This is a genomic window from Salinisphaera sp. Q1T1-3 (assembly GCF_003602005.1).
Taxonomy (GTDB): domain Bacteria; phylum Pseudomonadota; class Gammaproteobacteria; order Nevskiales; family Salinisphaeraceae; genus Salinisphaera.
On record NZ_QZWD01000002.1, the window covers coordinates 292,411 to 311,224 of the forward strand.

At 65.8% G+C, this 18,814-nt stretch carries 16 protein-coding genes; 3 read left to right on the top strand and 13 right to left on the bottom strand.

Going from position 1 to position 18,814, the window contains the following annotated elements; genetic code table 11:
• The first annotated feature begins 95 nt into the window (after nucleotides 1-95).
• Entirely contained in the window at nucleotides 96-614 is a 519-nt protein-coding gene (locus D3260_RS03455) for a hypothetical protein (protein ID WP_147418096.1), read from the top strand.
• Between the two features lie 190 nt (nucleotides 615-804).
• On the opposite strand, the gene D3260_RS03460 is transcribed toward D3260_RS03455, so the two are convergent.
• The 7 genes from D3260_RS03460 to D3260_RS03490 form a co-directional block, all read right to left on the bottom strand.
• Complete coding sequence (locus D3260_RS03460) at nucleotides 805-1,602, bottom strand: ABC transporter ATP-binding protein (RefSeq protein ID WP_120097165.1); 798 nt, start codon at nucleotides 1,600-1,602, stop codon at nucleotides 805-807.
• A complete protein-coding gene (locus tag D3260_RS03465; RefSeq protein WP_158583376.1) occupies nucleotides 1,602-2,645 on the bottom strand; it encodes an iron chelate uptake ABC transporter family permease subunit in 1,044 nt (347 codons plus the stop codon). The genes D3260_RS03460 and D3260_RS03465 overlap by 1 nt, the downstream gene beginning before the upstream one ends.
• On the bottom strand, nucleotides 2,642-3,685 hold the full coding sequence (locus D3260_RS03470; RefSeq protein WP_147418097.1) for an iron ABC transporter permease: 1,044 nt from the start codon (nucleotides 3,683-3,685) through the stop codon (nucleotides 2,642-2,644). The genes D3260_RS03465 and D3260_RS03470 overlap by 4 nt, the downstream gene beginning before the upstream one ends.
• Nucleotides 3,682-4,602, bottom strand: coding sequence for an ABC transporter substrate-binding protein (locus tag D3260_RS03475; RefSeq protein ID WP_158583377.1), 921 nt, complete (start codon nucleotides 4,600-4,602; stop codon nucleotides 3,682-3,684). Before D3260_RS03475 ends, D3260_RS03470 begins: the two co-directional genes overlap by 4 nt.
• The gene (locus D3260_RS03480) at nucleotides 4,592-5,410 is read right to left on the bottom strand and encodes a siderophore-interacting protein (RefSeq protein WP_120097168.1); all 819 of its coding nucleotides are present in this window, start codon (nucleotides 5,408-5,410) and stop codon (nucleotides 4,592-4,594) included. Before D3260_RS03480 ends, D3260_RS03475 begins: the two co-directional genes overlap by 11 nt.
• Complete coding sequence (locus tag D3260_RS03485; protein ID WP_158583378.1) at nucleotides 5,407-6,270, bottom strand: alpha/beta hydrolase; 864 nt, start codon at nucleotides 6,268-6,270, stop codon at nucleotides 5,407-5,409. Before D3260_RS03485 ends, D3260_RS03480 begins: the two co-directional genes overlap by 4 nt.
• A 677-nt stretch (nucleotides 6,271-6,947) precedes the next feature.
• A complete protein-coding gene (locus tag D3260_RS03490) occupies nucleotides 6,948-9,137 on the bottom strand; it encodes a TonB-dependent siderophore receptor (protein WP_233543933.1) in 2,190 nt (729 codons plus the stop codon).
• 137 nt (nucleotides 9,138-9,274) lie between these two features.
• Here D3260_RS03490 and D3260_RS03495 point away from each other — a divergent pair, with 137 nt between their 5' ends.
• Nucleotides 9,275-10,258 carry an AraC family transcriptional regulator gene (locus D3260_RS03495; RefSeq protein ID WP_120097170.1) on the top strand — a complete coding sequence of 328 codons (984 nt, stop codon included), beginning with the start codon at nucleotides 9,275-9,277 and terminating at the stop codon, nucleotides 10,256-10,258.
• Between the two features lie 589 nt (nucleotides 10,259-10,847).
• On the opposite strand, the gene D3260_RS03500 is transcribed toward D3260_RS03495, so the two are convergent.
• From D3260_RS03500 to D3260_RS03525, 6 genes are all read right to left on the bottom strand, one after another.
• Nucleotides 10,848-11,834 (bottom strand): aldo/keto reductase, encoded by a 987-nt coding sequence (locus D3260_RS03500; protein WP_120097171.1) that lies wholly within the window; start codon nucleotides 11,832-11,834, stop codon nucleotides 10,848-10,850.
• 58 nt (nucleotides 11,835-11,892) lie between these two features.
• Nucleotides 11,893-12,486, bottom strand: coding sequence for an isochorismatase family protein (locus tag D3260_RS03505; protein ID WP_120097172.1), 594 nt, complete (start codon nucleotides 12,484-12,486; stop codon nucleotides 11,893-11,895).
• A complete protein-coding gene (locus tag D3260_RS03510) occupies nucleotides 12,473-13,240 on the bottom strand; it encodes an SDR family NAD(P)-dependent oxidoreductase (RefSeq protein ID WP_120097173.1) in 768 nt (255 codons plus the stop codon). Before D3260_RS03510 ends, D3260_RS03505 begins: the two co-directional genes overlap by 14 nt.
• Nucleotides 13,241-13,598: 358 nt before the next feature.
• Nucleotides 13,599-15,380, bottom strand: a complete 1,782-nt coding sequence (locus D3260_RS03515; protein WP_233543934.1) for a GMC family oxidoreductase — start codon at nucleotides 15,378-15,380, stop codon at nucleotides 13,599-13,601.
• Nucleotides 15,364-16,842, bottom strand: coding sequence for a cytochrome c (locus tag D3260_RS03520; RefSeq protein ID WP_199671340.1), 1,479 nt, complete (start codon nucleotides 16,840-16,842; stop codon nucleotides 15,364-15,366). The genes D3260_RS03515 and D3260_RS03520 overlap by 17 nt, the downstream gene beginning before the upstream one ends.
• A complete protein-coding gene (locus tag D3260_RS03525; protein ID WP_120097174.1) occupies nucleotides 16,839-17,570 on the bottom strand; it encodes a gluconate 2-dehydrogenase subunit 3 family protein in 732 nt (243 codons plus the stop codon). The genes D3260_RS03520 and D3260_RS03525 overlap by 4 nt, the downstream gene beginning before the upstream one ends.
• A gap of 315 nt (nucleotides 17,571-17,885) precedes the next feature.
• On the opposite strand from D3260_RS03525, the gene D3260_RS03530 reads away from it, so the two are divergent.
• Nucleotides 17,886-18,794, top strand: a complete 909-nt coding sequence (locus tag D3260_RS03530; RefSeq protein WP_120097248.1) for a sugar kinase — start codon at nucleotides 17,886-17,888, stop codon at nucleotides 18,792-18,794.
• Nucleotides 18,795-18,814: the final 20 nt, after the last annotated feature.

Sequence of the window (18,814 nt, forward strand, 5' to 3'; positions counted from 1 at the left end):
TGCCCGTCGCTTACGATCGGCAACGCGGCGCCGGCCAGCGTCTTCGTTCGTGCCGCATTCATTCGCGCGTGTCTATAGTCAACGAAAACATGTTGATGCTCTTCGGAAAGATCATGTCGTATCCGCGTTTTGTCAGCGTTTTATCGATTGCCGCCGCGGGTTGTCTCGCGGCGGGTTGTGCGACCAGTCGGTCGGCAGACTCGTCGCATGCCGGGGCACCGGACGATGCCACCCAGGCGATGTTTGATTATCTGTTCGCGAACAGCGCATCGTCGGATTCGGTGGCGACGAAAGCGACGTACTGTGTGGGGCTCGGGACGCGGCCGGATCTGGCTGATCCGTCGCCGGCCCTGGTCAACGCGCTTGCCAGCGAAGCGCGGACAACCGTGGTGCCGGCGTCACAGTGTCAGGCCGGAACGCAGGCCACGGACGCGGCCGGCCAGCCGGCGATGATCTTTCATGTCGATCCGGTCTCGCAGTCCGGTGGCAATGCCTACGAGTATCGTGCCGGCTATTACGAAGGCAATCTCGGCGGCGGCACGGGGCATTACCGGGTCGAATTCAGCCACGGGGCCTGGCATGTCTCGCCGATCGGTGCGCCGGTCATGTCGTGACCCCGCGACCGTGTCAAGAACCCGCGTCAGGGCGTATCGTGACGTGATAGATCGCCAGCGGGGCAACCCGAAGGGACAAGCGCTGTTGTGCGGCGATACAGCGTTCCAGCAGGCTGGCGCAGAATGAGCTACGCCTCGTCTTGCCGCAGAACAGCGCTTGGCGCGGACTCGCGCGAAACATCAACAGACCCTAGGAAAAAGCGTCCGGCGCCCGTGGTTTGACGGCGGGTACAACGATCGGCGCGCCGTCGCGGGGCGCGTTTATCACATCCGCTTCGATCCCGTAGAGCGCCTGCGCCAACGCCGGTGTGACCACCGCGCCCGGCTTGCCGCTGGCATGAATGCGGCCACGGCGCATCGCCACCAGCCGATGCGCATAGCGCACTGCAAGGTTCAGATCGTGCATCACCATGATCACCGTGCGGCCGGCGGCGGCACTGTCGCGTATGCAGCCCAAGACGTCCATCGCGTGCCCCGGGTCGAGCATGCTGGTGGGCTCGTCCAGCAACAGGACGGATGTGTTTTGGGCCAGCGCGGTGGCAAGCCAGGCCCGTTGTCGCTGGCCGCCGGACAGCTCGGCGAGACGGCGCGCCGCCAGTGCGGTCATGCCGGTCTCTGCCAAGGCTTGCTGCACGGCTTGTTCGTCCGCTGTCGACCATTGATGAAACAACCCCTGATGCGGGTGCCGCCCGAAACGCACCAAACCGGCGACGCTGAGGTCGTCCGGGGCTTCAGGGGCCTGCGCCATCAGTGCGATGCGGCGCGCGACATCGCGCGGGCGACGTGTCCATACATCGACATCGTCAAGCAGCACGCGACCGGCCGTCGGGCGATGTAACCGGGCGATCGCATGCAGCAACGTCGACTTGCCGCAGCCGTTCGGTCCGACCAGGGCGACGATCTCGCCGGCCGCCACCTGCAACTCGACGTTATCCACGGCCGTGTGCGCGCCGTATTCGACCGTCAGATTCTCGACTTGCAACGTCATCAGCCGATCTCGCCCGTTCTTCGATACAACAACCACAACACGAATAGCCCGCCGAACACGCTTGTCAGCGCGCCGGCCGCGATTTCATTGGGCGCGGCAATCACGCGGGCCAGCGTGTCGGCCACGAGCACGATCAATGCGCCGATGAGTGCGGCCACGAGCACCGGCACGCGACCGGGCCCGACCAGATGCGAGGCCGCCACCGGCGAGGCCAGAGCGACAAAGCCAACCGGACCGCCGACCGGGCCGGCGATGCCGACAGCCAGGCCCGACAGCAATGCGGCCACCGTCAGCGCCAGCCATTGATCGCGTTGCACGTCCGCGCCGAGCGCGCGGGCTGTCGTCAGGTCGAAGCCGAGAAGAACCAGTCGCCTGCCGAGTGCAACCGCGACCGCAAGCGCCAGCGTGACCGGGATGACGGCGATCCGCAGGCGTGAGAAATCAGCGCCCAGCAGACTCCCCAGACTCCAGTTGTAGACGGCCGTCGCGTGATTGACGGCCAGCACGGACATGCCCATGTCGACGATCGAGCGCAGCAGAATCGACAACGCGATCCCGATCATCAGCACCCGGAAACCGCGCATTCCGATCCCGCCGGACAGGCCCACGAGCACAATCGCAGCCGCGAGGGCACCGATCGGCGCGATCCACCATGGACCGAGCCCGCTGCCGGGCACGCAGAAAACCCAGACCATGACCGCCAGCGTCGCCCCTTCGTTGATGCCGAGAATGGCCGGCGTGGCCAGCCGGTTGCGGGCGACGGTCTGGATCAGACAACCGGCTGCCCCGAGCGCGGCGCCGATGACGAGCGCATCGCAGACACGTGGCAGGCGCAGCCCACGTACGAGAAACACGCGGCCACCGTCGCCGGAACCGAACAGAGCGGCCAGCGCCGTGCGAGGCGACAGACCGCCCGGCCCGGTGGCCAGACACAACGGGATCGCGGCGATGATCGTGACGACGAGCGCCAGGCCAGTCAGGCGGGCGCGCACCTGGCCGGCCTCGCGAACGTGTGCCGCGCGACGTATCGGCTGCCTCGTCAAAACCCGCTCCCAGTGGTCGAACACGGCCGGGATCGACGACCGCGTACGATGGCGATCATCGCGGGCGCGCCGAGCAGGGCGACGACCGCACTCACCGGCGCCTCGTAGGGCGCCAGGATGCGGCGGGCGATGATATCGGCGAGCAGCACGAGCCCGGCGCCGGCCAGAATCGAGGCGCTGACTTCCGCGATCGGGCGCCGGCCGATCAGCCACCGGGCGACGTGCGGCGCCAGCAGACCGATGAACGCGATCGGGCCGGCCAGGGCCACGGCCGAGGCGCTGGCCAGCGCCACGACGCCGACCACGGCAAGACGAATCCACGCTGGGCGATGGCCCAACGCGCGGGCTGCGCGATCGCCCAGCGTCAACGCCGAGAGCGGCCGCGCCAGCATCACACCGCCCGCGAGAGCCCCGATCAGGCCCGGGAGCACGCTGGCCATCATCGACGGGCTGGCACCGACCAGCGCCCCCTGAATCCAGAAGCGATACTCATCGAAGGCGAGCTGGTGCGTGGTCAACATGACGGCCGTCACTCCGTACAGGCTCGCCCCGATCGCGGCCCCCGCCAGAATCAGGCGCAGCGGGGTGACCGTGCCGCCCAGATGGGCCAGCAGCAGCACCAGCGCACACGCGCTCGCCGCGCCAAGAAAGGCCGCGCTCAGATAGCCGGCGCCGCTGTTCAGCCCGAACAGACTGATTCCGAGGACGACTGCCGTGGCCGCACCGGCGTTGATGCCGAGAATCCCCGGCTCGGCGAGCGGATTGCGCGTCGCGGTCTGCAGCAACCATCCGGCCAGGCCCAGAGCCCCGCCGACCAGCAGGCCGGCTGTTGCCCGGGGCAGACGCAGTGTGGTCACGATGCGCGCGATATCCGCCGCAGTGTCGGGCGGCGCCCGGCCGGTCAGGTAGGCCAGGCTCGCGCGCAGGCCGTAGTCGCCGCCGCCGACTGTCAGTGAAACCATGAAGACCAGGCCGACAAACGCCGCCAACAGGACCAGCGCGCCGGGGATCGATGTGTCTGCTCGGGGCCGGTGCCTCACGATCCGAGGATCGTGCGTTGCAGGGTATCCAGAATTGCCAGCGCGGCCAGCGGACCGCCGCGGCTGGTCCAGAGCGCGCCGTCGACGCCGAAGGCGTGACCGTTCTCGACCACTGGCAGGGTCCGGAAAGCCGCCGAGCGTCGGGCCTCGGCCAGGGCGGCCTCGGGGGCTGCATCGAGCAGACCGACATAAAGCCAGTCGGCGTTCAGCCGGCGCATGGCCTCGAGGCTGAGCGGGCGCGTGTGGGCGCTGCCGGGCTGTTGCTGGCTGGGCGGGCGCGACAGCCCGACATCGGCGAGCACCTGGCTGGCGAAGGCATCGCGCTGCATGGTCATGGGGCCGCGCGGATTCCAGCGAACGATGCTGACTGTCTCGCCCGCGCGATCGCCGAGCTCCGCACGCAGCGCGGCTACCCGGTCTTGGTAGCGCTGCATGAAACGATGCAGTCGGTCGGGCCGACCCAGTGCCGCAGCCACCCGTTCCAGGCTCTGTTTCCAGTCGTCGTCATGGGTCGAGGTGACGACCGTAGGAGCGATGCGCCGCAGTTGGGCGATGAGTCGTGCATCGGTGAAGCCGCCGGCCAGGATAAGGTCCGGCCCGGCTTCGATGACCCGGCCCATCGCAGGTTGCAGGAACTGCCCGAGACTCGGGATCTGTTCGGCGGCCGGGCCGAGATAGCGTGGGGCCCCGGACATGCCCCGTCCGTCGAGCCGACCGACGGGGGTGACCTCAAGCGCGAGTGCGGCCCCGAGATCGCGTTCGCCGAGCGCGAGCACGCGTTGCGGCTGCTCGGGCACGTCGACCTGTGTCCCCGTGGCATCGACGATCTCGCGTGCGGTGGCCGGGCCGGCCAGGCACAGGAGCAAGAGGCCGAAGACAAGCGTCGGCGCATGCGGCGCCCAGCGATCAATCCACATCGAAGGCATCCATCACCTGATGACGCTCGGCATGATAGCGCTCCTCGGTGAGTTGCGATTTCCAGTACGGTACCGCATACATGGCCTCGCGCGGCCAGCCGCGATCCCGCAGCATCCGGCGCAATGCGATGACGGTCGCGTTTTCCCCGGCCACCCAGGCAAAGCCGTGTTCGGGGGCCGGCGCCTGCGCGATGATCTGCGCGCACCAGGCGTGATCGACCCGGCCGTCGGCCGGCCCATAACGCCAGTGCAGGCTAATACCCGGCGCTACGTGCGGCAGTCGAGCCGCGTCGTCTTCGTCCGGCACATGGATGAAGACATCGCCCCGGGCTGTATCGGGCAGGCCGGCAAGCAGGGCTTCGATCGCCGGCAGCGCCGAGAGATCCCCGACCAACAGATAATACGGCGCCGCTGCCAGCATGGGCATCGGCCCGCCCGGGCCGGCCAGTCCCACGGTCGCACCGCTCGTGGCGGTCGCCGCCCAAGCGGCAGCCGGGCCGTCGTCGGCGTGCATCACAAAATCCACGCTCAGGCGGCAACGTGCCGGGTCGACGTGACGGACCGAATAGGTGCGCACGATCGGGCGCGGCCGATCCGTGGGCCAGACAGGACCGTCCGCGGTGACGATCGGCAGCGCCGGTTGCGTCTCTCCGGCGGGAGCGAAGAACAGCTTGATGTGGGCCCCGGGGCGGTCGAGCGGGAAATCGGCGAGTGATGCGCCGGCCAGCACGATTCGCCGGCGATGGGCCGACACGGCCTGATTGTCGGCGACCTGCAACAGGGCCGGTGGACGACGGGCGACGCTCATCGGGGGGCTGTCCCGGTCGCGAGCTCGGCCCGTCGCCGGTTGGCAGTCCACTGGCCGAGGCCGAAGCACAGCCCGCGCCGGAGCGCTTGGCCGTGATCGGCACCGGGTATGAGTTGCGGAATCACTGTCAGATCGGCCCGCGATGCCAGGCGCGCACCAAGCCAGCGGGCGTTATCGACCATGCGCCGCTGTCGTTGGCGCAGGGCACGGGCCGGAGCATCCGCGCCCAGCGGCCCGACAGGTTGTTCGGCGGCACCCACGGTTACCAGCACATGGGCGCGACGCCTGCGTTCGGTCTTCGCGCGAGCATAGGTCGCGATATAGGGCTTGTAGCTGTCGTCGGCCCACCACAGTGCCGGTGAGGCGATCCAGTAATCGGTGAACACGGCGGGTTTGTCCATGAGCAGCGTCAAGACGGCGAGGGCGCCGAGCGAATGCCCGAAGACCGCCAGACGGGAGGCGTCGATCGCGATCCGGCCGGCCACATGCTCGAGCACGTCGTCGATCACGAAATCGGCGAAACGCGAGGCCCCGCCGCTACCGGGATAAGCTGGGTCGGCTATTGGCGTGAAATCGTGATAGCGCCGCACGATATTGAAATCACGGGTGTTCGGATAGCCGATACCGACCAAGACCACCTGTTCGGACAGTCCGCGCGTGGCAAGCCACTCCCGCGCGAGTGAGGCCGTGTGATTGCCATCGAAGACGACCAGCGCAGGAAAACCGCCGGCGGGTGCCGGTCCGCGCGGCCGATGTACGGCGATCTCATAACACTGCCCGGTCGCGGTATCGATGCGATAGGTGGTTTCGAAGGCATCGTCGGCTGCGGCCGTGGCGGCCGGATGAATCACAGAAGACACGATACGATCCTCGGGTACGGCGCCCCGTGCGTCCCGGACGGCGCGCGGGTCGTGCCCGGGCCTGTTGATGTGTCGTTCGAGCGCCGTCCTCGAAGGGGCGCCGTATGCCTGCCACAGCTGGCACCACGGGCTGTCAACACGAACCGAACCGCCGTGCGGCGGGCCATTTCGTGTGAGAAGAGACGCGCCGGGCTCGGTGTGGCGGTGCGACATGCGAGAACGGCAACACCGCATGACGGGATCATGGCCCGCTGTTCGACGGCTATCATCGAGAAATCCGCCGTGCGGTTGGGCGCGTTTTCCTTTCCATTGGGCTCATCACTTGATCTTTGCTCGCGTCTTGCACGGGAAATTCTCGGACGCCAGGGTCGCGATTGGGCTTCGTGTGTCACACGCTCTAGGGCCTGTTGATGTGTCGTGCGAGCGCCGCGTTGGCACCACAAATCATGTCCGGCAAGGCGCGAGTTGCCGATCGTGGCGTGCCACGATCCAGACTCGCAACGCCGCCGGGCGGGATTTGTGGCCCAACCCTTCGGGACAAGTGCCCCCAAAATCAAAAACACGACGGCAATCCAGCGTTCTAGCACGCTGGCGCAGAATGACACGCTATGCGTGCTATGCCTCGTCTTGCCGCAAAACAGCACTTGGCGCGGACTCGCACGACACATCAACAGGCCCTAGAAGTCATAGCGCAGTGAGGCAACGGCGTTGCGCGGTGCGCCATAGAAATTGAAGGTGCCCTGACTGCCCACGCGGTTGTAGTACGACTTGTCGAGAATATTGTTCACGTTGACCTGACCGGACAGATGTGACGTGAATTGATAGCCCACAAGGGCATCGACCGTGGCATATCCCGGTGCCTCGACCCCCTGCAGCGAGGAGAAATCGCTGACCGCGGTCACGCCCACGCCGGTTTCCAGGCCGCGCAGCGGGCCATTGTCGAACGTGTACTTGCCCCAGAATTCGAAACTGTGGCTGGGCATCAACAGGAACGTCGTGGCCGCATCGCCGCGTTCGACGTCGGTGTGCAGATAGGTGTAACCGGCCGATAGCTCGACGGCACGAATCGGCTGGCCGCTGATCTCTGCTTCGATACCGCGCACTTCCCGCTTGCCGATGGCCGCCGAATAGGACTCGCCCACGACACCGGCGGCGAAGTTGCGGTCGATCATCTTGAAGGCACTGAGCCGCGCATTGAGTTCAGCGTTGAAATAGCTGCCCTTGATGCCGGCCTCGTACTGGGTGCCCTCGCGCGGTTTGATCAGTTCGCCGTCCCGGTTGTAATCGGTCTGCGGATTAAACACCTCAGAGATGCTGCCGTAGAGCGAATGATGGGCATCGAGGTCGAAGACCAAACCGCCATAGGGTGTGAATTTGCCGTTGTCGTCACGCCGGCCGGTCGCGCCGGATCGGTTGTCTTTATAGGTCAGCTTGTAACGCGACACGCGGGCGCCGCCGATGAGTGCAAGACGGGCGAAGGGGCGTAGCGTGAGCTTGGAATACAGACCGATTTCGTCGAGTTCGGTCGAGTTGTCGCTGACGCGGCCGCTGTCCAGTACGTCGACGTAGGCGAGATCGTCGAATCGGTCGGCGTCGATTGTGCCCAGCCGGGCCCGGCCGCGCCGGGTGTCGGTATCGTAGTGCTTGTAATCGACGCCGGCCACGGCCTCGCTGACGTTGCCGAACGTCGAGAAGGGCTGGCTGTAACTGGCATCGGCCGAAAGTGCGGTCTGATCGATATCGCCGCCGGTTGCGGCTACGTCCAGTGTGTTGTCGTCGGCCACGCCGCTGCCGCCGAAGGCATAGTTGTAATCGGCGTGGCGATCGGAATAACGCACGCCGAGACGTCCATAACCGCCGCTTTCGAATCGATGGGTCAGTTCGAAGACGGCGTCGTCGCTGCGCGAGTCGAAATCATTCCAGCGCGCGCCGAAATAGGTATCGCGTTTGACGTCCAGCAGGTTGCCGTCGGTGTCGGTAGCCAGCCCGTTGTTGACGGAAATATCCCGCTGCTGGTGCAGGAAGGCGAGCGAGACCTGGGTGTCGGCCCCGATCGCGTAGTCGAGTGTGCCGTAGAACGTCTGGCTGTCGCTGTCGTTGTGATCCACGAAGCCGTCGGTCCCGCGATCCGCGGCGACCAGCCGACCGCGCAGCCGGCCGTCCGCCGTCAGCGGGCCGGAGATATCGCCTTCTTCATAATGCTGGTTCCAGCTGCCGTAGCGGCCGATCAGATGCCCTTGCAACTCGTCGGTGGGCCGCTTGCGCACCAGATTGATGATGCCGCCCATTTCGCTCGTACTGTTGAACAGGCCGGACGGTCCGCGCATGACCTCGACGCGATCGAAGGCCGCCAGGTCCGGCAGCGTGCCGTTGATGCTGGCCATCGGCGCCGGTAGTCCGTCGATGTTGTACTCGTCGTACTCGTAGCCGCGCGAATACACCGAGGAACGCCCGGCATCGTTGGTCAGAATGCGCAGGCCCGGTGTCTTCTCGGCCATCTCGTCGAGTGTGTCGAAATTGCGATCGGCGATCAGTTCACGGGGCACGACGCTGATCGATTGCGGGATGTCGCGCAGGGCGGCCGGTGTCTTGGTACCGACGGTGGCCGCGTCGACGGTATAGCCCCCGGTCTGTTCCGAGGGCGGCATGTTGTAGAGGCGATTGCCCTCGACCGTGATCGGGACCAGGTCGACGGTGCGTTGGGCATTTTCTGATGCGGCGGCGGCCGATGCGGGCGGCTGAGCGGCGCGTTCGTCGTCACGCGATGGAACACGCGTGTCGACGGCCTGGGCCGCTACGAGCGCCGGCCAGCTCAGGCCGATCATCAGTCCACCGAGCATTACGCCGCTGGCTCCATCTCGTCGCATATCGTCCCCCGTTCCCTGAACTGTCGCGCGCGGTGGCCTGACGCCGACCGGCATGAATGAGATTGTTTTGCATTCGCATCTAGCGCCACGCATTATTTCAGACCTGTGGTGCCTCTGACCTTTGGAAAAAGCTCAACATGTCGATACTTCCGCGTTCCCCCGGTACGGATCGGCTCATCGACACCGCCGAGCTGGCCCGGCACGCGGCAACGCTCGGCCGCCACTATGCGTTGCACGGGTCTGCCGGCCAGCCGCCGTTGTCGGGGCATTTCGATGTCGCGACGCTGCCGGGCGGCATCCTGTTGCGACATGCGCGTGTCACCAATCGCTGCGACATGCGCTGCAGCGCCGAGGTGGCGCCGGGGATCAAACTGATTCTGCTGCTGGGCGGGCCGATCGATGTGTGTTTCGACGGTCGGGCGCTCCCGGCCATGCCCGGTGATCGACGCGGCTATTGCGTGGACGTGCGAGAACCAGTGCGTTTCGATCGTCGGGCGCGTGCCGATACGACCGAATGCAGCCTCACACTCACGCTGCCGGGCGACTGGCTGGAAAGACGATTGGCGCTGCTGGCCGATCGACGTCACTCGCAGCCGACCGACGGCCTGTGCGATGGCGGTCTCGAGATTCGCGGCTGGCAACCCTCGGCGGCGTTATGCGCCGAGGCGGCAGGCGTGTTCGGACCCGTCACGCGCGATACGCCGGTGTCCACGGTCTATCGCGAGAACCTGGCCTGGAGTCTGATCGCCGAAGCGTGGCCGGTATTGCTCGAGCAGGCGGCGCGACGTGATGTGGCGGACACGGCACTCAAGCGCGCGACGCGCCTCGATGCCCTCGTTCGCGACAACGCACATCAGCCGATCTGCTTGGAGAGGCTGGCCCGCCGGATCGGCATGAGCCGTGCCAGTCTGCAGCGACATTTTCGGGCGTTATACGGCATGAGTCCGCAGCGTTTCATGCGACGGCGGCGCCTGTACGCGGCGTTCCAGGCACTCGCCCGCGACGGGGCCAGCGTGAGTACGGCTGCCGGGGTCGCCGGTTACGGCGAGGCGGCGAATTTCGCGACCGCATTCCGCCAGATGTTCGGACATCGTCCGCGCGATATCGGCGCGCGTCACTAGGGCGTGTTGATGTCTCGTTGGAGCGCCGTGTTGGTGCCACAAATGGAGTCCTGCAAGGCGCGAGTCGCGGCCCATCTTCCATTTCAGGGCGCACTTGACGCGGACTCGCACGACACATCAACAGACCCTCGGATGCGTCGTCACGAGATAGAGCGTCGCGCCGCCGGCCTGGATGCGGCCGGCCAGGGCAGACGTGTGTGGCGTGCGATTTGCACGGTCGCGCGTGGGCTGCCGGCCAGGCGGGGCGACGCTCGCACCTTGTCGCGGCGTCTTTGAAAAGCAGGTGATTCAGAAGGGTCCTGTCGTCGTCACGCTGGAAAACGCGCGGCCGGCAACGCTATCGCCAAGGCTTCGGGTGGGCCCGGCAAGGACACGCCCGAGTCACACCGACGCAAGCTCTTTTGATGTCGATGACCGGCGACTGGCACGGCGACGGGGATAGAGGCGGTCCCCGCGGCGGGTAGCGAGGCCGATGCGGCGGCATACAGTACCCACCGCGTCGGAGACCGGATCAACGCGCCGACGCGGACTTGCCATGCGTTATCGATGCACGGCGATCCGGGGGCCGGCGCGTCGTCACGCCTGTGGCCTACCAGGCATAGGCCATTGGCGCTTCGCCGCCGGGACCGGGCCAGATCTCATCGAGTCGGGCGAGCGTGTCGGCCGAGAGTTCCAGATCGATCGCCTCAAGGTTCTGTTGCAGATGCTCGATCTTGCGCGGGCCGACGATGGCCGCGGTGACGACCGGATTGTGCAGCAGCCAGGCGAGCGCGACCTGGGCCGGCGCGGCGCCGATTTCGTCGCAGAGCGTCTCATAGGCCTCGACCTGCGGACGCAGTTGTTCGAGCTTTTCGTCCATGCGGTCACCGCTGCGCCGGCCTTCCTTGTACTTGCCGAGCGCACCGGCCAGCAGGCCCTGGCCGATCGGACTCCACGGAATGAGGCCGATCCCGTAGGCACGCAGCGCCGGGATCATTTCCAGCTCGATCGTGCGCTGGGTGAGGTTGTACAGGCTCTGTTCGGATACCAGCCCGAGAAAATGCCGTGCCTGGGCGGCACACTGGGCGCTGACCACGTTCCAGGCCGCGAAGTTGCTGCTGCCGACGTAGCTGATCTTGCCTTCGCGGACGAGCTGTTCCATGGCCTGCCAGATCTCCTCCCACGGCGTATTCCGATCGACGTGGTGCATCTGGTACAGATCGATATGGTCGGTGCCGAGCCGTTTCAGGCTGGCTTCGCAGGCGCGGCGGATATGGAAGGCCGACAGGCCGCGATCATTGGGGCCGGTCTCCATCGGCTGATAGACCTTCGTGGCCAGCACGATCCGGTCGCGCTTGCCGGTCTGGGCCAGCCATTGGCCGATGATCTCTTCGGAAATACCGTAGCCCTTGTCCATGTCCGGGCTCTGCGGGCCGCCATAGACATCGGCTGTATCGAAGTGGTTGATGCCGCCATCGAGGGCGGCATCCATGATGCGAAACGATTCCTTCGCGTCGGTCAGCTCACCGAAGTTCATGGTGCCGAGCGTGAGCGGGCTGACCTTCAGTCCGGTCCGGCCCAGGTTTCTGTATTGCATGCGGATGGTCCTTAGGCGTGGAAGAAAATGACGATCATCACTCGCAGCGACCGTCGGTTCAGACGTCCTTGCCCATGAAATCGTGCACGATGCCGAATATGCTCTGGCCGCGGGGGCTGGCCATATCCGGCTCGGCCGATTGCAGGATGTCGGCGACTGAGGTGACGATCGCACCGGCGCGCTCGATACGGCGTAGCGCGGCCGCTTCGGCCCGTGCCGAGCGCCCGCCGCAGGCCTCGATCGCGACCACGATGCGATAGCCGCGGGCGATGCCGTCGAGGGCCAGATACTGGAGCACGGCCTCGCTCGAATAACCGGCGATGACGAGGGTCCCGCGGCCGGTGGCCGTCAATGCCGTGGCGAAGTCGGCATCGTCGAACGGCCGCGCCACCGTCCGCGTGAAGCTGTTCGCCTGGCGTGCGTGGGCGGCCAGCTCGGGCAAGTGCTGCGCCGGCTTGCCGTCGACGCCCACCAGGCTGAAGAGCATCGGGCACGCCAACACATCCGCAGCCCGGGCCAGCGCTTCGGCGCCTGCCGCGATCGCCTCGCCCGAGTGGGTGCGGCTCTTGTGCACCAGCGCGGGCTGCAGATCAGCGAAGACGATGGCCGTATCGGCGGCTTCGAGCGTCGCCATGCGATCAGCGTGCGACATAGCCGCCGTCCACGGCGATCACATGGCCGACCACGAAGCTGGACGCATCACTGCACAGCCAGAGCACGGCGGCGGCGACTTCCTCGGCCCGGCCGAGTCGCTTGATCGGCACGTCGCGCATCATGTCCTCGATGACGCCTTCTTCGGCGTTCTTCATGTCGGCGACCATCGGCGTGTCGATGATGCCGGGGGCGACGGCGTTCACGCGGATGCCGCGGGCCGCGTAATCGAGACCGGCGGTCTTGGTCAGGCCGTGCACGCCGTGCTTGGCGGCATGATAGGTCGCACGCCCCGGCACGCCCACGAAACCGCCGAGCGAACTGTTGTTGACGATGGCGCCGGACTCCTGCTCGCGCATCTGGATGAGTTCGTACTTCATGCAGGCGAAGATGCCGCGCAGGTTGATCGACTGCATATGGTCGAAATCGTCCAGCGAGATATCGGCGAGCTCGGTCGCATCGGCCTGGATGCCGGCATTGTTGAAGGCCATGTCGAGGCTGCCGAATTCGGCCACGGCGCGCTCGACCGCCTGCTTGACCTGACTTTCCTCGGTCACGTCGCAGGTGATGCCGATCGCTTTGTGGCCGGCCTCGGTGAATCGGGCGACAACGGTTTCCAGCTCATCCGGATCACGGTCGACGAGGGCGACGTTGGCGCCGGCTTCGGCAAAGCCCGTGGCAGCGGCCAGCCCCATGCCTCGGGCTGCGCCGGTGACGAATGCGGTACGGCCGGAAAAATCGTAGGTCGGGTTCATGTCCAGCAGACTCCTCTTGAATGACGGCTCGGCGTGACGCGATGGAGTGGATCATCGGATATCCAGACGCGGTGCCGGCATGCCGATCGCTCTCGAGCGCATCGCCGGTATCCGGCGGCCATGTCGATCGCGCGTCGCCGACCGTCGTGATCAGGCCTTCCAGCGTACGCATCGGTGGCCTGTCACGGGTAGAGCCTGCGGCTAATAAGCCTTATTAGAAACTGCGGGTAAAGCGCGGCATCGGGTATCGATGCCGCGTGCGGTACACCGTCGCGTCTGCGCAATACGGCAGGTGCTGCCGACGGCCTCTCTGTCGATCATCAGCCCGCCGGGCACGGTGCGCCGACGGGTCGCGCGGTCACATCAGCGGGCCGGGATTGTCGAGATAGTCGCTTCGAATCTTCTTGGCGGCCCAGAACGTCAGCGCGCCGACCGTGCCGGTCGGGTTGTGCATCATGTTCTGCGGGAAGTTGGTCGCCCCGATCACGAACAGATTATGGGCATCCCAGTGCTGCAGATAGCGATTGACCACGGAGGTGTTGGGATCGGTGCCCATGACGGCACCGCCGGTCAGATGTGTCGACTGATATTTCGATGGATCGAAGTGGTCACCGACCTGATGGAAACTGGTGGTGTGGTAATCCGGGCCGAGCTTCTTGACGATATCGCGGATCCGATCGCCCATGAACTCGGTCATGCGCATGTCATTGTCATGCCAGTCATAGGTCATGCGAAGCAGGGGATCGCCGTGGGGATCGCGATAGGTCGGATCGAGATCCAGATAGCAGTCACGGTAGGCCATGTTCGACCCGGTGGTGCCGATCATCATGTGATGTCCGTATTCCGCAGCGGCCTGGCGTTTCCACGCGCTGCCCCAGGCCGGGGTGTCCGGTGAGACGCGTATGCCGTTGATGGCGCCGCCCGGGCCTTGGGTCGTGTAGATGTACGAGCCGCCGATGAAGCCGTGTTTCTGGGTGTCGAAGGCATCCGGGGCGAAATCGTCGATGACCTGCCCACTGCCGCCGGCGTTGATGAACGGATTGAACTGGTGATGCTTGAAGTACAGATCCGCCGAGCCGGTGATCTGATAAGTGAAGTTGCGACCGACGACGCCGGTGCCCGTTGCCGGGTCGTACGGCTTGCCGATATCGGACAGCAGCAGCAGGCGCACGTTGGACAGGGTGAACGAGCACAGAAAGACCATCTTGGCGGGCTGGAAGACCTCGTTGCCGTCGCCGTCGATGTAGGTCACACCGGTGACGGTCTTGCCATCGGCACTCTTGTTGATACGACGCACATCGCTGTTCGTGCGATAGCTGAAATTCTGGCGTTGCTTGAGGGCATCGAGCACGCAGGTCTGCGGCGAGGCCTTGGAATAGTTCAGGCAGCCGTAATTGCTGCAGAAACCACAGAAATTGCACGGCCCGAGTTGCATTCCGTACGGATTGGTCCACGACTGCGAGGCGTTGGCCGACGGATACGGGTACGGGTGATAGCCCAGCGACTCGGTCGCTTCGGTGAACAGCGTATCGGTGAGGGTGCGGGGCAGCGGCGGCAGCGGAAACGGATTCTGCCGCGGCCCCTCGAACGGATTGCCGCCCTTGATCTTCTCGCCCTTGAGGTTGCCGGCCTGCCCGGAGAGCCCGGCGATCTTCTCGAAGAAGTCGTAATGCGGTTCCAGTTCCTCGTAGGTGACACCGTGATCCTGCAGTTGCATGTCCTCGGGCAGAAAGCCTTGCGGAAACGTCTTCTCGGCGAACGACTTCATCGTCAGTTCGGTCGGTGTCGCGCGATAGAGCACGCCGGTCCAGTGCGCGCCACAGCCGCCCACGCCCGTGCCCGGATGAAAGGTGGTCCAGTGGCGCTGGGGCAGGGCATTCTCTTGCGTGTTACGGCGCATCGTCACGCCGTCGGTGCGCGGCTCCTGCATGAGCGACAGCCGTACGCCGTACTTCAGCTCATCGGCCGGTTTCGGATAGAGAAAATCCTTCTTGGTTCGATCATTGCCGCGCTCCAGCGCGAGCACGTCGAGTCCGGCATCGGTCATTTCCATGCCCATGAGAGAGCCGGACCAGCCAAGGCCGATGATGACCACATCGACGGGTTTCTTTTTCATCACCACGTTAATCGTCCTCTGCATCAGCGTGCATCTGCAGGCCGGGATACGGATCGTCCGGTCCGTTGCCATGCATATCGTCGGGGCCAAGCTTCTTGCGGACGTCAGCCACCTGTCGGGCCGTGACCTTCGAGGCCTTGTTGCCCCAGGCCTGACGCAGGAAGGTGGCCAGTGTCGCGACATCCTGGTCGTTCAGACGCCAGGCAAAACCGGGCATCATCAGGCTTTCCGGCGCGCCGGGCGTCGACGGCAGCTGGGCGCCGGCCAGAATGACGTGAATCAGCCCGGTCGGGTTGTCGGCGTTGATCAGCGAGTTGCCGTCGAGCACCGGAAACACGGTCTTGGCACCGCGTCCGTCGGCAAAATGACAGGCCCCACAGTTGTCCAGATACAGCCGGCCGCCGTGGGAAAGATCGGTGGCCTTGGTCAGGCGCTGCGTCGTGTCCCGGGCGTCGCTGCTGTTCGAGCCGACCTGGTCCGGCTTGGCCCGATGGCTGGGCAGCGTCTTCAGATAGGCCGCGATCGCGTTGAGATCGGCATCGTTCAGGTGCGAGGTGCTGTGCTCTACCACGCTTTTCATCTCGCCGGCCACGGCGGCATGCGCGTTCCGGCCGGTGGCGAGATAATTCACGATGTCTTCGTGGCTCCAGCCGCCCAGCCCGTCGCCAGCAGTGGCTTCGCTACTCGTGCGCTTGCCGCGCAGCGACGGGGCGAGCCAGCCGTTGAGTTCCGCGCCGCTCAGAAACGCCGGGTCGCCATCGTCGAGTGCCTTGGACTGGAAAGCCAGACCGCGCGGCGTATGGCAACTGCCACAATGACCGAGCCCCTGCACGAGATACCGGCCGCGTGCGACCGCATCATGGCCGTCCGGTGCCGGCGCGCTTCTCGGCGTGCCGGCGAACATCCAGTCCCAGAACATCAGGGTCCAGCGCTGGTTGAAGGGGAACCCGAGGTCGGTCTGCTGCGGCTGATGATGCACGGGCGCGACGCCGTGCATGAAGTAGGCATAGAGCGCATCGATGTCGTGGTCGCTGATCGAGGCATAGGCCGGGTACGGCATGGCCGGATACAGGCGTTTGCCGTCGGCTCGAATGCCCTTGCGCAACGCGGCAGCGAACTCATCCCGGGTGTAGTTGCCGATGCCTGTTGCCTTGTCGGGCGTGATGTTGGTCGAGTAGATCGCGCCGAACGGGCTTTCGATGGCCAGTCCGCCGGCAAACGGCTTGCCGCCCGGCGCGGTGTGGCAGGCCGTGCAATCGCCCATGCGGGCCAGATAGGCGCCCTGGGCGACGAGTGCCTTGTCCGGTTTTGCCGCGGGGCTTCGGGAGGCCGGATCGCCGGGGCCCGCCGGGTTGGCGAATGCCAGCACGCTGATGACCATGGCGAGCGGTATCGCCGTGGCCACGACGGCGATCGACCGGCGCCGCGCCGGGCGACGAGTCGCGACGGCACTCGGATCGTCGGCAGTTCGACTGCGGGCGCTCATCGGCTGATCTCGCCGGACAGGCTGACGGGGCCGAGTGGATACGGCCGGTCATACTGATCGACCCACTCGCGGAAGCTCGCCCGGGCACCGGTAAAGCCGAGCATCTTCCAGCCGACCATGTGCTTGTTACCGCCGTAGATGGGATCGGCCAGAAAACCTTCCTTGGTGTTCTTCAGCAGAAAACCGAAGAACGAGCGCGCCGGCAACGGTCCGCGATCGGTGTCGGGCAGCTGGATGTCGCCGTTTTCCAGCGACGAGAGCACGTGTTCCTGATCGGCGGTCGTCAGCGCCGCGAAGGCATCGCCATGGGCCTTGCGGCAGTGGGCGTCGATGGCTGCGATGGCCGCGCGATAGAGTTCGGCCGGGGTATAGGGCAACTGATAGCCGAAGACCGACGGGGCGTCCGGCACGAACGGACCCTGCATGTACCAGCTGGCCGCTTCGCCGTAATCGCTGGCCAGCTGCAGATCCAGAAAGACCGGCACATTCGCCTCGAGTGCGCCCGGACCGGTGTCGTCGGCGGGAATCAGTCGATCCACGGCGGCCTTGATGAAACGCCATTCATCGGCTTTGAAGAAGACCGGCTGATAGCGATCCAGGGCCGGTGGGCGCGTATCCAGACGTGCGGCCAGCGCGCCCGTCGAACCGAGGCCGACGGCGGTCAGTGCGAGCAGGGAATGGCCGACGAAGCGTCGTCGCCCGGGGTCCGGTTTGATCGGAAACGACATGCGTTGTCACCCGTTGGGAAAAGCCTCACCGCGACACGGTGGATGGGTCTGATACGGGGCACGGACCCGGGTAGGCGATCACGCGTGGCACAGCGGGTCGGTCGATGGATGATTGTCGGAATACATCGATCGTCGAATATCGAGTGCTCGGTTCAGCGCGTAGTTTGAACCTATGGAACCGGTCCCATTCAGGTGTAGTTTACGGTGGATGCCCGAAAAAATACAGACCTCGATCGCAAGTCTCGATTGCGCGATATTTCGGGTTCGAGCGGTATCCGGGGCGTGTTTGATCCGCGGTCGCGCCGGATCGCCTGCATGGGCGAGAGCATGGTGATGTTCGCCGCCGATGCAGCCGGCCCGCTGGACGAGGTCGCGCACTTCACACGGCGGCTGGCCGGCGCGGACTCGAACGTGGCGATCGGCCTGGCGCGGCTGGATTTCGACGTCGTCTGGACCAGTCGCGTCGGTGACGATGCGCTCGGCCGATTCATCGTCAGCGCACTCGAGCAGGAAGGCATCGATTGCGGCAATGTCCGCGTCGTCGACGACCGGCCGACCGGATTCCAGCTCAAGTCGCGCTGCGACGACGGCCAGGATCCGACCGTCGAATACTTCCGTCGTGACTCGGCTGCGACCACGCTCTGCCCGGCCGATCTGGCGGATATCGCCTTTGGCGGGATCGATCATCTGCATCTGACGGGGATTACGGCCGCGATCAGCGAGTCCGCTTACCAGGCCTGTCATGAAGCGGTTCGCGCGATGCGTGCGAGCGGCGGGACGGTCTCGTTCGACCCCAACCTGCGCCCGAGTCTGTGGGCGAGTACCGCGCAAATGCGTGCCCGCGTCAATGCGCTGGCCCGGGCAGCGGACTGGGTATTGCCCGGGCTCGACGAGGCCAAGGTGCTGGTCGGCAGCCGGAATGCCGAGGACATCGCGCGCTTCTATCTGTCGGCCGGTGTGTCGGAGGTCGTCATCAAGCACGGTGCGCAGGGGGCGTTCTGGCAGACCGCGACGGCTTCCGGCTCGGTCCGCCCGAGGGCCGTGTCGCGCGTGGTGGACACCGTCGGGGCCGGGGATGGTTTTGCGGTCGGCTACATCAGCGCGCGTCTCGACGGGCTCACGCCAGACGAGGCCGCGGCGCGTGGCGCTGAGTTCGGTGCCCGCGTGGTCACGCGCCCCGGTGATTTCGATGGTCTGCCGAGGCGCGTCGAGATCGCGCGCTGAATTCAAGAATTGCCGTGTAC